This window comes from Actinomyces stomatis (assembly GCF_031292835.1).
Lineage (GTDB): Bacteria > Actinomycetota > Actinomycetes > Actinomycetales > Actinomycetaceae > Actinomyces > Actinomyces stomatis.
On the sequence record NZ_JASPEP010000005.1, the window covers coordinates 87,166 to 101,754 of the forward strand.

A 14,589-nucleotide genomic window follows, 5' to 3' on the forward strand; every position below is an offset into this window, starting at 1 on the left:
CCACATCTGTGGACACAGGTGTGGAAACACAAGCATGTAGTTATCCACAGGTGTGTCCACACATGGGGAAAGTCGACGTGGGTTGTGGGGAGTTGGTTGTCCACGGATCCACAGGAGATCTGTGGAAGACGGGGGAGGAGTGGGCCGGAGCCGGCGTTGAACCATGACCTCCTGGCCCCTGGGCGGGAGCTGGAAGTGGCCAGGCAGGGGAAGGTGGGGCCGGCCCGGAGTGAGGGCGCTCGGCTTCGCCGCCAGGGGCCCGCCGTCGACTCCAGGACAACCAGCCCGCCCTGGGCTCCTGCCCGAGCGAGCGTCTCAGAAGTGAGGAGACACGACAACGACAAGGCCCCCGAGCCGGTGCTCGGGGGCCTTCGCGGATGTCTGTTCACATGAGTATCTGAACTGTCACTTCCAGCGCAACAGACCGAGGAAGCCAGACATCATGATGAGGAAGCCGATGTAGAGGTTGCCGTTGTACAACCAGTCATACATGTGATGCTCGGTGAAGTAGGGCAGCGGGTACTTGCCGTCGAAGAGGTAGGTGGTGACAACCCACAGCAGGCCGATGACCAGGAGCGACACCATGGTGGGGGCGTACCAGCGCGGCGAGGCGGTGTCCTTGATCTTCTTGGGTGTGCGCGATACCCGGTTCGCCGCAGCGCGCGACTCCTCCTCGAGAGCCTTGGCCGCCTTGGCCGGGTTGCCGGAGCGCTCAGGGTGCTTCTTCTTCGATTTCGACGACGAGCTCTTCTTCGAGCCCTTGTCCTTCTCAGTGCCCTTCACGCTGTTCTTGCCGGAGCTCTTCTTCGAGACCTTCTCCGAGCTCTTGTCGGCGTCGTCCGTTGTGGACTTCTTCTCCGAGGCCACCCTGGGTCTCCTCACTGGTTGGGGGATGGTGGCATGAGACCACCGCAATACATCCGGCCCTAGCCTAGGACATGCTGTGAAGCTTCCTCACGGTGCACCCTGTGATGAGTCCACCACTCCTGGCTGGTCATGTGGGGGGTGTGCCCCCTTAGACTGGCCGCTAGCCTGATGATGCCCTAGTTCTGAGGAGGGGCGATGACTGGAGGAGGTCTTGTGCGACACCGAGCGCCCGGCCAGAGTCGTGCTGTCCGAATCTTCAACGGCGCCTTGACCGGAATCGGCGAGCTGCTCATCACCGCTGGCCTCGTCGTCGCCCTTTTTCTGTGCTGGCAGCTGTGGTGGACCGGCATTGACGCCAACGCGAGTGCGCAGGCGGTGGCCACCCAGTTCCATGAGAAGCAGGTCGAGTCACCTCAGAAGGCGGGCGAGAAGCACACCGACGCCCCGCCCGTCATGGAGCAGGTCGGCTACGGCGAGACCATCGGGATGCTCGTCGTCCCCAAGTGGTACGGCGTCACCAACAACAACATGCCCATCATGGAGGGCACCGGATCCGACGTCCTGGACCAGGCCGCGGCGGGCCACTACACCAACACCCAGCAGCTCGGAGAGCTCGGCAACTTCGCGATCGCCGGGCACCGCCGCACCTATGGCAACTCCTTCCGCCGCATCGACCTGCTCCAGGAGGGTGACGAGATCATCGTCTCCACCGCCAAGACCTGGTACGTGTTCAAGGTGACCGGTCACGAGCTCGTCCAGCCCGAGCAGGTCGAGGTCATCGCCCCGGTGCCCAACCAGCCGGACGCCCAGCCCACCGACCGATACATCACGCTGACCACCTGCCACGGGTCGACCGCCGGTGAGTTCGGCAATGACCAGCGCTGGATCGTCCACGCGAAGTTCGCGTACTGGATGGACCGCTCCGAGGGCCGTCCGGACTCCGTGCTCAACGATCCGGGGGTCAACTGATGTACGGCTTCATCTGGCGGCACCTGCCGGGGCCTGCGTGGCTCAAGGCCATCGAGTCGCTCATCCTCATCGCCGGGATCGTCTACGTGCTCATGCAGTACGTCTTCCCCTGGGCCAACGCCACCTGGCACCTGTCCGGCAACGCCGACGTCGGCTGACGCCCGCCTCAGACCTCACGGAAGCCCCCGCAGGCACCGGAATGGGAGCCGGCGGGTAGGAGGCCGGGGCGTCCAGATCCGTGACAAAGGCTCGTACTGCTCTCATCGAGACGGAGCGCGTGTGGGGAACAGGAATCCTGTTCCCCACACGCGCTCCGTCGTCGTCAGCGAGGTGGCGTGCGGCCGGGCCCGCGGGAGGTCGGTGCGGGCCCGGCGCGACGGCGCTCAGGCCAGCGATGGCTGGAGGCCGAGCGTGCCCACGAGGTGCTCGCGGTAGGCCGGAGAGCTGACCTTGTCCAGCCAGGCGCGGGCCTCGGCCAGGCGGCCCTCGATGTTCAGGCGCTCGACGACTTCCTCATTGTTCTCCGCGGTGTAGAAGCGGGTGAGGTCCTCGATGGCCTGGTGGGCCTGGCGGGTGTCGCGGGCGACCTTGGCGTCCAGGCGCTCCGCGTACCACGACGAGCTCAGGATGTTCTCGCGCTCGAACAGGGCGCGGAACTCCGGGCTCGTCAGGTCCCAGCCCTCGCGGGAGGTGCCGTCGATCATGATCTCCAGCAGGGCCCGCAGTGGCGGCACGGCCCACTCGATGGAGCCGTCGGCCCGGTAGTGCTCGGCCACCACCTTGTGGGTGGTGACGATGATGTCCACCGAGTCGGCGAAGACCGCTTCGTCCTGCAGCTCGGGACGCAGCATCTCCTCGGTGAAGACGACGTCGGGGTGCAGGAAGATCCGGCCGAAGAAGGTCGAGGCGAAGGCCTGGTTCATGCGGTAGCCCAGGCGCGAGGCCTGGACGGTGCGGCCCTCGTACTCGAAGTCCTCGATGCGCTCGAGGTAGCCGCCCTCGACGAGGTGGTGGGCGTCTCGCTCCTCAACGCTCATGCGGGAGAAGATCTCTGGGATGAGCAGCGAGATGTCGTGGGCCACCTGGACCTTCGGGCCGATGTAGCCGGCCGAGGACAGCCAGCCGTCGTAGCCGCTGAGGGCGTAGGACAGCAGGGCCGCGTTGAGGTCGTAGATGGCCGGCAGCGCGTTGAACGGGGACTTGGTCAGCGCCCCCTCACTACCGGCGCCCGTCGTCGAGGGGGACTTGCCGGTCATGGACGAGATGAACTCCATGAACAGCTCGGGCAGCTCCATGTAGTGCAGCGGGTTGTAGGCGCACAGCGGCGGAACCCCGTCCTCGGGCGGGTTGTTGCGGCGCCCGGCGGCGACGACGTCGACGCTGTGGCGCAGCGGTGCGTCCAGGGGCACGTCCCGGAAGAGGTGGTTGGTCAGGTCCGCCAGCGCCACATCCTTCGGGTTGGCGATGTCGGGACGCACTTGGAGGTAACGGGGGTTCTTGGTGGGGGCGCCGTTGACCAGGCGCGGGTCGGCCGTGGAGACCCAGTAGGTCTGCTCGGCGGGGTCCTCGGCCTCGGGCAGGGCCGCGGCGCGGGCCACCAGGTCCTGCATGGGCTGGGTGAAGCGGGACAGGCCGGGGGCGTCGGCCGCCATCGCCCGCGCGTCGGCGGGCGTGAGCGGCTGGAAGTTGGAGATGAACAGGTCCGCCTGCGCATCCGACATGTCCGACTCGGTCTGCTTGTCGTAACCGCGCACGATCGCGTCGTCGGGCCGCTGGAAGAGCAGGGACTCGCAGTTGGTGACGAACTTGCGCGACAGCTCCGAGTCCGGGGTGGAGACCAGTCCGCCGGGGGCCACGATGGAGGCGGTGATGTCGTCCTCGGTCTGGACCTTGGCCGCCGGCGAGAAGTCCGGGCGCAGGGACAGCAGACGCCAGGCGCCGTCGTCCTCGAAGCCCACGCGCAGCATGTTGACCTTGATGACCTCACCGTCCAGGCGCAGGGAGTTGCCCTTGCGGCCGTTGATGATGCCCACGGAGAAGTGGCTGCGCCAGTCCTCGCCCCAGCTGGGCTGGTAGAAGCGCTTGACGGTGAAGATGAGCTCCTTGATGTGGGCCGGGATCGACTCCAGGAAGGCGTTGTACTCCTCGGTGTACATCGACGACGGTGTCAGCAGCTTGATGACGCTTCCCAGCGAGCGGCGCTCGGAGAGGATCGAGCGGTGGTTGTCGCTCTTGTTGGCCGGGTCGACGAAGCGGTCGGCGTAGTTGCCGTCGAGGATCGTCTGGACGGCGTCGAAGTCCTCGTCGACGTCGCCGACGTAGGCCTCACCGAAGACGAAGGCGTCCAGGAGGGACTTGGAGATCTCCGACTTGCCGCCGCCGGAGACGGTGGCCGGCTTGTGGGCCTGCGTGGACCAGGGGGCGGTGCCCACCAGGTGCCACTGGGTGGCGTCGCCCTCGCGGTGCTTGGCGTGGACCCGGTAGCCGTTGGGGGCCACATAGGTGTTGCTCACCAGCAGCGGGATCGAGGCCTCCTGGCCGTCGGGGCCGGTCCAGGTGATCGTCTGGTTGCGCATGGAGAAGTGGGCGCCGGCGGGGACCAGCACGATGGTCGGGTCGTCGACCACGACGGCGGAGCCGTCCTCGCGCACCTCGAAACGGCCGGGATTGCGCTCGACGACGTGCTCGAGGGTCAGGCCCTCGGGCGTGTGGGTGTCGGTGTACTCCTGGCTCAGGTTGTAGCGCGGGTAGGCGACGGCGCCGCCGGCGTGCTCCTCCTCCACGCAGCCGAAGAGGTTGGCCGAGTACCCGATCTGGGTCTTGACCTCCTTCTTGCAGTAGCCGAAGTAGTTGTCCGCGATGACGGTGACGATGACGCCGCGCTCGTCGCGGGCCACGCACTTGAAGGCCTTGCCGCCGTTGTAGAGCTCGGCCTCGTCCTTCCAGCACTGGCCGTCGCGGCGCTGGCGCTCGGTGGCCTCCTCCCAGGAGGGCAGGCCCAGCTCCTTCTTGGTCAGGGTGGTCAGGTGCGGGGCGAGGATGACGCAGCCGGTGTGACCGGTCCAGGACTCCGGGGCCAGGGAGGAGTCGTTCTCCGGCAGGTAGGGGTCGCCGCCGTTGCCGAAGATGCCCTCGACGAAGTCCAGGTTGGAGACCAGGCCGCCGGGGGCGATGAAACGGATCTCCATGGAGCGCTCGGCGGAGAAGCCGGCGACCTCGGGCACGACGACGGGGCGCAGCAGCAGGGACACGAAGCAGCGCGCCGGATCCTCCTGCCGGGAGGCCCAGGGCAGGGTCAGCAGGTCCTCGGGGGCCTCCACGGCGTGGGCCAGCAGGCGGGCGAAGACGTCGCGCGGGACGGCGATCTTGTCGTCGGGGATCGGCAGGCCGCCCTCGGCGACGTGGAAGACGCCGGCGGTGGTGCGGCGGTCGTTGCGGGGATTGTGCAGGACGCCGCCGAGCACCCGGTAGCTCTCGACGTAGTCGGAGGTGAAGCTGGTGGAGTCCGCCGGCAGGGACAGTGCCCGCGCCAGACCCGGCTGGTCCAGGACGAAGGTTGAGCGGGGCAGCCTCGGGGTGGCGGCCGCTCCCTCCAGGTAGGAGTCGAGGAAGGTCTGAATGCGCTGGTCCGCGGCACAGGGGCGGTGGGCCAGGCGGCGGGAGAGCTCGCGCTGGCGAGCCAGGATCGGGGACATGAGACGGTCCGCCTCACTCTGCTTGACCCGTGCCGGGGCGGAGAGCCCCAGCAGCTCCAAACGCAGGGCGATGGCGGAAGTGGTGGCCGCGTCTGTTGTTGTCATGGCACGAGCCTAGACAGACACGACGACACGACCCTGTTACGTTCTACCCAGAAGGACGGCTTCAGTGGTGTGTTCGACGTCGCACCTGCCGGCCTGCGTTTGCTGTCCGCGTCGACTGGCAGGTACGACGTCGAACGCTCAGGACAGGAGCATCTGGGACAGTGCGGTGCCCACGATGCAGGAGGTGAGTACTCCAATGAGCCCGGGCACCAGGAAGGAGTGGTTGATGACGTACTTGCCGATGCGTGTGGTGCCGGTGGGGTCGAAGCCGATCGCCGCCAGGTCCGAGGGGTACGTGGGCAGGATGAAGTACCCGTAGGAGGCGCCGATGAACCCGACGACGACGACCGGACTCACCCCGAGCGACAGGGCCATGGGGGCGACGATGAGCAGGCCGGCCGCCTGGGAGTTCACCAGCTTGCCGATGATGAACAGGACGATGGCGTACATCCACACGTGTTGGGACAGGACGCCCGCGAGGCTGTGCTCCAGGCTCTCCAGGTGGGCGTGGACGACCGTCTCGGTCATCCAGGCGACCCCGAAGATGGAGAACATGGCGGTGGCCCCGGCCTTGAACACGGCGGTGGAGGCGATCTTGCCGGCTTGCACCTTGCAGGTCAGCAGGATGAGTGCTCCGGCGGCGAGCATGACCATCTGGATGACCAGGTTCATGCTCAGGCGCTCCAGCGCGCCGTCGTCGCCCGTGGGGAACTGGGGGCGCAGCACCTCGAAGGCGCCCAGGATGACGACAGCGGCGATGGCGCCCAGGAAGATCCAGGTGGCGCGGTAGGCCTCGGGTGGGAACGCCTTGCCGATGAGGGTCTCGGAGCTGGATTGGACGGCGGCGCGGAACTCCGGGTTCTCCAGGCGCTTCTGGTACTCCTCGTCCTTGTCCAGGTCCTTGCCCCGGCGCATTGACCACAGGGAGGCCAGGAGCACCCCGCACAACGACGCTGGGATGGAGATCGCCAGGATCTGGAGGACCGACCAGTGCCGGTCGGTGTTCTTGGCGATGATGGAGACGATCGAGACCGTGGCGACCGAGACCGGTGAGGCCGTGATGCCCATCTGGGCGGCGACCGAGGAGGCGGCCATGGGACGTTCGGGTCGGATGTCCTTCTTGATGGCGATGTCCGCGATGATCGGGAGCATCGTGTAGACGACGTGCCCGGTCCCGCACAGGACGGTGAGGAACCAGGTGACGCACGGCCCCAGGATGGTGATCTGCTCGGGATGTCGGCGCAGGACCCGTTCGGCCACCTGCATCATGACGTCCAGGCCGCCGGACTGCTGGAGGGTGGCGGCGCATCCGATGACGGCCAGGATGGTGAGGATGACGTCGACAGGGGCCTCGCCCGGCTCCAGGCGGAAGCCGAAGACCAGAACCAGCAGCCCGATCCCGGCGATGAGACCGAGGGCGATCCCGCCCTTCTTCGCCCCAATGATGAGGCAGGTGAGGATGATGACGACTTGAAGGATGATGCTGAGGGTCTGAAGGGTTGAGCTGGCGTCCATGGTGGATCTCCCCGGTTGAGCCGGACGGGTGAGGGTCGGTGCTTCTCGAGCAGGCGAGGAGCCGATGCGTGAAACTGACCACCTGTCAGGGTTCGGCTCAGTGTCTCACCAGCAGTCGGGGACCATTGTCCTGGTGGATATCGGCTGTTTTCGGAGTGCTTCGTTGCCGTCTGGGCGCGAACTCACATTCTGGTTCCCGCTGCGCTATCACCGGCCACCAAAGCGCATGAGTGCACTGTTCGGAGCGATTTAGGTGACATCCAGATAACGTGAGTCGGCGGCGTCATGGCTGGTTCCCAGGTCCGCATCGCTACCATCACTGCCCTCTGTTCCCCCATACTGGACGTATGTCGGTGCCCGATGTGGCTTGTCCGCAGCGATCACTCCCGATCGCCGTCGGCGGTCCCGCAGGATGGTGACCGGCGTCCGAGTCGGCGCCAGCAGCCAACATCGGTCATGATTAGGACCTCACGTCGCAACCGGAGCGTTATCCCCCGCGCCGTTGCGGCACCCAGTCACCTTGGTGACAGTCAACCGAAACGAGGAGCGCGTGGCAGAAGGCACGAATGGGAGCGGACCCAGCCGCCCCGTCGGCAACAAGCCGACCCGAGTGACCGGCGCCGGTCGGCAGACCCTGGGCAGGGTCTCGGGGGCTGGTAAGAAGCCCGGAAAGGAGCGCAAGCGGTCAAAGGTCGAGCGCTCCAAGGACGCCGCCTCGGGGCGCAAGCGCCGTTTCTTCAACTACCCCCGCGCCGGCAAGGGGCGGATTCACCGCTGGATCCCCAGCTGGCGATTCGTTCTGGGCGTCTTCCTGCTGGGAGTGCTCAGCACCATCGGCGCCTTCATGTGGGCCTACAACACCATCAAGGTGCCCAAGCCCAGCGAGTTCGCGCTGGCTCAGAGCAGCACGGTCTACTACGCCGACGGAACCTCGGAGATGGGGAAGTTCGCCGAGATCAACCGGCAGTCCGTGGATGCCTCCACCCTGCCGGACTACGTGGGCAACGCGGTGGTGGCCTCTGAGGACCGCACCTTCTACTCCAACAAGGGCGTCGACCCCAAGGGCATCGCGCGCGCCCTGGTCAACAACCTGCGCGGAGGCGACACCCAGGGCGCCTCGACCCTGACGCAGCAGTACGTGAAGAACTACTACGTCGACACCACCAGCTCCTACACCGGCAAGTTCAAGCAGGCCATCATGGCCATCAAGATCGACCGGGAGAAGCCCAAGAAGGAGATCCTGGGCGACTACCTCAACACGGTCTACTACGGCCGCGGCGCCTATGGCATCGAGGCGGCCTCGCAGGCGTTCTTCGGCAAGCCCGCCAAGGACATGACCCCCTCGCAGGCCGCGCTCCTGGCGGGGATCCTGCCCTCCCCCAGCGCCTGGGATCCGGCCGAGAACCCGGACAAGGCCCAGGAGCGGTGGGGACGAGTCCTGCAGTTCATGCTCGACGACGGCTACATCACCCAGGCTCAGTACAGCGAGGCCAAGCAGACGGGAATGCCGAAGACCGAGGAGTCCCAGACCAAGCAGGTCTACGCCGGCACCAACGGCTACCTGCTCCAGATGGTGCGCTCCGAGCTCGAGAACAAGGCGAAGATCTCGCCGGAGCAGATCGACACCGGTGGCTTCAAGATCGTCACCACGATCAACAAGAAGGACCAGGAGGCCGCGGTCAACGCGGTCAAGTCCCTGCCGCCCGGCGCCTCTCCGAACCTGCGCAAGGCGCTGGTGTCCATCGATCCCAAGACGGGTGGCCTGCTGGCGCTCTACGGGGGTGACGACTACCTGACCAGCCAGGTCAACACCTCAACCGATGCCATCGCTCAGGCCGGCTCCACCTTCAAGCCCTTTGCGCTGGTGGCCGCCCTGGAGAACGGGTGGTCCTTGAACAGCGGTTATCCGGCCACCTCGCCGATGACCATTGAGGGTCATGAGTTCCAGAACTTCAAGAACGTCTCCCTGAAGTGGGCCAGCCTCACCCAGGCCACGGAGCAGTCGCTCAACACCCCCTACCTCCAGCTCAATCAGGAGCTCATGAATGCTGAGGACCTCGAGGAGGGGATCACGGCCAAGGTGGCGAACCGTGCCGGCTACCCGGAGTCGACCGAGGGGTTGAAGACCCCGGAGCAGCGGACTCTCGTCCAGAACGTCCTCGGGTCGGCCTCCCCGCACACGATCGACATCGCTACGGCCTACTCCACCTTCGCCGCGCAGGGCATCAGGCGCGACACCCACATCGTGGCCTCCCTCAAGAACCCCGATGGTACGGACCGCTACGCGGCGGACACCAAGGGTCATCGAGAGTTCGATGAGGACGTCATGGCGGACACGACCTACGCCCTCCAGCAGGTCGTCTCCGGTCCGAACGGTAGTGCGGACAAGGTGGCCGCCCAGATGGATCGCCCGGTCGCCGCGAAGACCGGATCGTCGTCGGACAACAAGTCCGCCCAGTTCGTGGGCTTCACTCCGCAGGTGGTGACCGCCGTCACCCTCTACCAGACCGGAGCGGACGGCTCGGAGGAGTCGATTGAGCCCTGGGGCGACTATGAGGAGATCACCGGCTCCACCTATCCGGCGGACATCTTCATCAACTACATGACGGTCGCCCACGAGGGGCTTGAGGTCGAGGAGTTCCCCCAGCCGGCCGAGCTGCTGGCCACCCGTGGCGGAACGGTTCCTCAGACCGCCAAGCCCACCGGTGAGCCGGAGGAGGAGGCGACTGCGACTCCTACTGCTCCGCCCGAGGCGACTGCGACCCCCACGCCGCAGCCGACCGCCGAGCCGACGCCGCAGACCACCCCGCAGCCTGAGGGCGGGCAGAAGACCGAGCCACCGGACTCCGAGAAGAAGCCTGGAGGAGGCCAGGACGACAGCGGTGACGACGACCAGAACGGTAATGGCGGCGGCCAGGGTGGCGGCAACAATGGCGGCGGCGGTAACGGCGGCGGCGGCCAGGGTGGCGGCAACAATGGCGGCGGCGGTAACGGCGGCGGCCAGGGTGGCGGCAACAATGGCGGCGGCGGTAACGGCGGCGGCCAGGGTGGCGGCAACAATGGCGGCGGCGGAAACGGCGGCAACAACGGCGGGGGCCAGGGCGGCGTCGGCTAGCGCCACTAGTCCGCGGCGGATGAGCACCCGCTTGCTGATAGGTGCTTGACGGTGGGCCGACGACGTGTTGCATGGCACGTCGTCGGCCCACCGTCTCGGCTTTCAGGGCCACCCGGTTGTCCGGTAATGTGGCGAACTGGCTGCGCCGTCGGGCGGATGGACCTCATTCCACCGGATGGTGCGCCGCACGCATCACCCTCCTGTCACGGAAGGACCGTGACCGCCACAGACCAGAGGAGGTGGGTACCAAGCATGCGTCACTACGAGATCATGATCATCCTCGACCCCGAGACGGACGAGCGCACCGCCAACGCGACGCTCGAGAAGCTGCTGCAGGTCGTTCCCAGCAACGGGGGCACCGTGGACAAGGTCGACATCTGGGGCAAGCGCCGGCTGGCCTACGACATCAAGAAGAAGTCCGAGGGCTTCTACGCCGTCGTGGACATGACCACCACGCCCGAGATCGCCCAGGAGCTCGACCGCCAGCTCGGCCTCAACGAGACCGTTCTGCGCACCAAGCTGCTGCGTCCCGAGGCCTGAGCCTCTACCGGGAACGGAGACAACGCCATGGCCGGAGACACCATCATCACCATCGTCGGGAACCTCACCGCGGACCCCGAGATGCGCTTCACGCCCTCCGGGGCAGCGGTGGCCTCCTTCACCGTCGCCTCCACGCCGCGCACCTTCGACCGCCAGGCCGGCGAGTGGAAGGACGGGGAGACCCTGTTCATGCGCTGCTCGATCTGGCGCGACGCCGCGGAGAACGTGGCCGAGTCGCTGACCAAGGGCACGCGCGTCATCGTCCAGGGCCGGCTGGTCCAGCGCTCCTTCACCACCCGTGAGGGCGAGAACCGCACGGTGGTGGAGATGCAGGTCGATGAGATCGGTCCCTCACTGCGCTACGCCAAGGCTCAGGTCACCCGCCAGCCGCGCGGGGGCGGCCAGGGTGGCTTCGGCGGAGGTCAGGGCGGCCCCCAGGGCGGCGGCTTCGGCAACCAGAACCAGGGCGGATACAACCAGGGTGGCCCCCAGCAGGGCGGTTACAACGGCGGTGGCGGCTTCGGCGGCCAGGGCCAGTCCGGGTACAACGCCCCCGCCGGCGGCGCCGCGGACGACCCGTGGGCTACGGGCGGCTCCACCTCCTTCGGTGACGAGCCCCCGTTCTAAAGGTCGCGACGCCGTCGATCCGTTCCCTCACACATCACAACTTTTCATCTCGTAGAGCGCCCAGGCGCTCAGACCAAGGAGTACCACCATGGCGAAGCCCCAACTTCGCAAGCCGAAGAAGAAGGTCAGCCCCGTCAAGGCCATCAAGGTCGGCACCATCGACTACAAGGACACCGCTACGCTACGGAAGTTCATCTCCGACCGCGGCAAGATCCGCGCCCGTCGCGTCACCGGCGTCTCCGTCCAGGAGCAGCGCAAGATCGCCAAGGCCGTGAAGAACGCCCGCGAGATGGCTCTGCTGCCCTACTCGAGCTCGGCTCGCTGATCGGAGGCACGCGCAATGACCACCAAGCTCATCCTCACGCACGACGTCTCCCACCTCGGCTCCGCCGGCGAGGTCGTGGAGGTCAAGGACGGCTACGCCCGTAACTACCTCCTGCCCCGCAAGCTCGCCACCCCGTGGACCAAGGGCGCCCAGCGCCAGATCGACCAGATGGCCGAGGCGCGCCGCAAGCGCTCCATCGAGTCCCTCGAGCACGCCCAGACCGCTCGCGCCTGGCTGCAGGAGAACGTTGTGACCGTCTCCGCCACCGCCGGTGACAACGGCCGCCTCTTCGGTGCCGTGACCACCGCGACCCTGGCCGACGCCGTCAAGGCCGCCGGCGGCCCCGCCGTCGACCGCCGCAAGATTCAGGTCGTGCCGCCGATCAAGTCGACCGGCCGTCACAGCGCCTCCGTGCGCCTGCACGCCGACGTCGTGGCCCCCCTCGAGGTCAACGTCGTTCCCGCGCGCTGAGCGCCGGGCATCCTTCCGCCGTCGGGCCGGGTCCTCCATGCGGGGATTCCGGCCCGACGGCGTCGTGCTGGCTGTCCGGTTCGTAGGGCAGGTCGCCCGTTCGTACCCTTCACCCCTCTGTGTTGTCTCATGACTTTTGAGAGTTTCGGATGTCGTGACATCTCACGACACCGGTTGGGCGCGTCTGCCGGATGGGAGGGCTGCTGCTTCGGCCTGTAGGAGCAGACTGACCCGGTCACTCTGGTGGCTGCCGTCGTCGTCTGGATGCACTGCACGAGGGTGGGGTGCTACTGGACGAGGGTTGGGGGTACTGGGGGCAGGTGGGGCCTTCGTGCAGTACGCACAACCCTTGGCCAGTGGATCCCGACCCTCGTGGAGCAGGCCGGCTCGAGCCGACTCGAGGGCGGGGCCGGAGTCGAACCATGACCACCGGGCTCCTGCGCGGGAGCCGGCGAGGACCAGGCAGGCAGAAGCACGGCCGGCCCCGGGGTGAGGGTGCTGGGCTCGGCCACCATGACCCCGCAGAGTCGATCAGGCACACAGCTCGGTGTCCACAGTGCTGACATCAACGGGCCCGGCGTCAATGTTCCCAGCGGGGATCGTTGGAATCCTGCGGTTCTTCTTCGGTGCGCAGCGCCGGTGCGGGGTTGATGTCAGCGCTGTGGACACCAGCGGCCTGCCGGACCTCTTCCCTTCGACCTCACCCTCGCCTCCAGGACCACCAGCCTGCCCCGGGTTCCCGTCCGAGCGAGTGCCTCAGAAGTCATGACACTCACATGTCTCAGAAGTGAGGAGACAGCACACACGACATAAGGTAAGAACGCGCGGGGGACAGGCGGGGGACAGGCGGTGCGGTGGACGCGGCGAGAGGCCGATCAGTGGCGCCAGGCGGTGCCGCGGGCCCGCAGGTAGGTGGTGGCGCCGCGGGCGGCCATGAAGACCCAGGCGAAGGCGAGCCACAGCAGTACCAGGCCCGACGTCGCCCCGTCAGCCCCCGGCAGCACGCCGCCCCCGATGAGCAGTGCGAGCGGGACGTAGGGCAACAGCGTCACCAGGCCCGCCCGGGCCAGGTAGCGTCCGTCACCGGCGCCCATGAGCACACCGTCGAGCAGGAAGACGACCCCGGCGAGGGGCTGCGCGCTCGCCGCGACCAGGAGTGTCGGAGTCGCGGCCGCGATGACGCCCGCGTCGGAGGTGAAGGCGCGGGGCAACCAGGCGGCGCCCACCGCCATGAGCAACCCGATGAGTACACCCGTCCCGGCGCCCCAGGCCAGCATCCGCTTCAGGAGCTCGTCAATGGACCAGCCGGCGGTCGCAGCGGCAGCCCCGGCCTCCTCCTCGGTGAGGGTTTCAGTGTCCGGTACGGCCGAGTCCGTGTCCTCCCTCTGCGCCTGTCCCAGGGCGGTGCCGATGAGGGCCTGCGCCGCCACGGCCAGTGCGTCCAGGGCGAAGGCCGCGAAGGTCCACAGGGCGTTGACCACCTGGTGGGCGGCCAGGGACACCTCCCCGAGCGCCGTCGCCGCCCACACGGTCGCCAGGATCGCCACCCGGAGGCTCAGTGAGCGGATGAGCAGGGGTGTCCCACTGCCCAGAGAGGCCCGCAGGCCCTGGCGGTGGGGGAGCAGGCCCACGCCGGCGGCCCGGGCCGCCCGGGCGATCGGACCGGCCAGTGCCAGCGCCATGGCCGTCTGCGCGATCGCGGTGCCGGCGCCCGAGCCCGCGATCCCCATCCCGACGCCGTAGAGCAGGACCGCGTTGACGACGATGTTGAAGACCGCCCCTCCCGTGGCCACGACGAAGGGCGTTCGCGTATCCAGCAGGCCGCGCAGGACGCCGGTGGCCGCCAGGACGACGAACATGCCGGGCAGTCCTGGGCAGGAGGCGCGTAAGTAGGCCACGGCCGCCTGAGCCACCGCACCATCGGCACCCATCGCCACGGTCAGCCAGGGTGCGGCCAGTCCCAGGAGAGCCCCCGCCCCCAGCCCCAGCAGGAGCGCCAGCCACATTCCGTCGACGCCGGCCCGCAGGCCCTCGGTGCGCCGGCCGGCCCCGAACAGACGCGCCGTCGTCGCCGTGGTGGCGTAGGCCAGGAAGACGAACAGGCCCACCGTCGTCGTCAGGATCGTTGAGGCCAGCGACAGGCCGGCCAGGCTCACCGCGCCGAGGTGGCCGACCATCGCCGAGTCGGCCAGGACGAAGAGCGGCTCGGCAATGAGGGCACCCAGTGCGGGCACGGCCAGGGACAGGACCTGGCGGTTGAGGCCGCTGGAGGCGGGGCTGCTGGTGTCGGGCACGGCCCCCATTGTGGACCACGGGCCCCGTCAGAGCATCGGCAGCCTCTAGGTGGTACGAGCGTGGCG

Annotated in this window: 11 protein-coding genes; 7 read left to right on the plus strand and 4 right to left on the minus strand. The window is 67.7% G+C overall.

The window, feature by feature from the left end:
* Positions 1-405: 405 nt before the first annotated feature.
* Positions 406-867: a cell division protein CrgA gene (locus tag RIV12_RS04940; protein WP_081380065.1), complete on the minus strand. Its 462-nt coding sequence runs from the start codon at positions 865-867 to the stop codon at positions 406-408.
* 195 nt (positions 868-1,062) lie between these two features.
* Here RIV12_RS04940 and RIV12_RS04945 point away from each other — a divergent pair, with 195 nt between their 5' ends.
* Together RIV12_RS04945 and RIV12_RS04950 are read left to right on the plus strand one after the other, a co-directional pair.
* Entirely contained in the window at positions 1,063-1,836 is a 774-nt protein-coding gene (locus tag RIV12_RS04945; protein WP_075417956.1) for a class E sortase, read from the plus strand.
* Complete coding sequence (locus RIV12_RS04950; protein WP_178388837.1) at positions 1,836-1,994, plus strand: hypothetical protein; 159 nt, start codon at positions 1,836-1,838, stop codon at positions 1,992-1,994. The genes RIV12_RS04945 and RIV12_RS04950 overlap by 1 nt, the downstream gene beginning before the upstream one ends.
* A 225-nt stretch (positions 1,995-2,219) precedes the next feature.
* Here the strand turns inward: RIV12_RS04950 and RIV12_RS04955 are convergent, their stop codons facing one another.
* Together RIV12_RS04955 and RIV12_RS04960 are read right to left on the minus strand one after the other, a co-directional pair.
* A complete protein-coding gene (locus RIV12_RS04955) occupies positions 2,220-5,636 on the minus strand; it encodes a PPi-type phosphoenolpyruvate carboxykinase family protein (protein ID WP_309322581.1) in 3,417 nt (1,138 codons plus the stop codon).
* 138 nt (positions 5,637-5,774) lie between these two features.
* On the minus strand, positions 5,775-7,151 hold the full coding sequence (locus RIV12_RS04960) for an anaerobic C4-dicarboxylate transporter (RefSeq protein ID WP_309322583.1): 1,377 nt from the start codon (positions 7,149-7,151) through the stop codon (positions 5,775-5,777).
* A 550-nt stretch (positions 7,152-7,701) separates the two neighbouring features.
* Between RIV12_RS04960 and RIV12_RS04965 the strand changes: the two genes are divergently transcribed.
* The 5 genes from RIV12_RS04965 to rplI all read left to right on the plus strand — a co-directional run bounded on the left by RIV12_RS04965 (position 7,702) and on the right by rplI (position 12,229).
* Positions 7,702-10,266, plus strand: coding sequence for a transglycosylase domain-containing protein (locus tag RIV12_RS04965; RefSeq protein WP_309322585.1), 2,565 nt, complete (start codon positions 7,702-7,704; stop codon positions 10,264-10,266).
* 252 nt (positions 10,267-10,518) lie between these two features.
* The gene (gene rpsF, locus RIV12_RS04970; RefSeq protein WP_003788455.1) at positions 10,519-10,806 is read left to right on the plus strand and encodes a 30S ribosomal protein S6; all 288 of its coding nucleotides are present in this window, start codon (positions 10,519-10,521) and stop codon (positions 10,804-10,806) included.
* Between the two features lie 27 nt (positions 10,807-10,833).
* Entirely contained in the window at positions 10,834-11,433 is a 600-nt protein-coding gene (locus RIV12_RS04975; RefSeq protein WP_003783693.1) for a single-stranded DNA-binding protein, read from the plus strand.
* A gap of 88 nt (positions 11,434-11,521) precedes the next feature.
* Positions 11,522-11,758 (plus strand): 30S ribosomal protein S18, encoded by a 237-nt coding sequence (rpsR, locus tag RIV12_RS04980; protein WP_003783656.1) that lies wholly within the window; start codon positions 11,522-11,524, stop codon positions 11,756-11,758.
* Positions 11,759-11,773: 15 nt separating this feature from the next.
* A complete protein-coding gene (rplI, locus tag RIV12_RS04985) occupies positions 11,774-12,229 on the plus strand; it encodes a 50S ribosomal protein L9 (protein ID WP_003783683.1) in 456 nt (151 codons plus the stop codon).
* Positions 12,230-13,104: 875 nt separating this feature from the next.
* On the opposite strand, the gene RIV12_RS04990 is transcribed toward rplI, so the two are convergent.
* Positions 13,105-14,532, minus strand: coding sequence for an MATE family efflux transporter (locus tag RIV12_RS04990; RefSeq protein WP_309322587.1), 1,428 nt, complete (start codon positions 14,530-14,532; stop codon positions 13,105-13,107).
* Between the last annotated feature and the right edge of the window lie 57 nt (positions 14,533-14,589).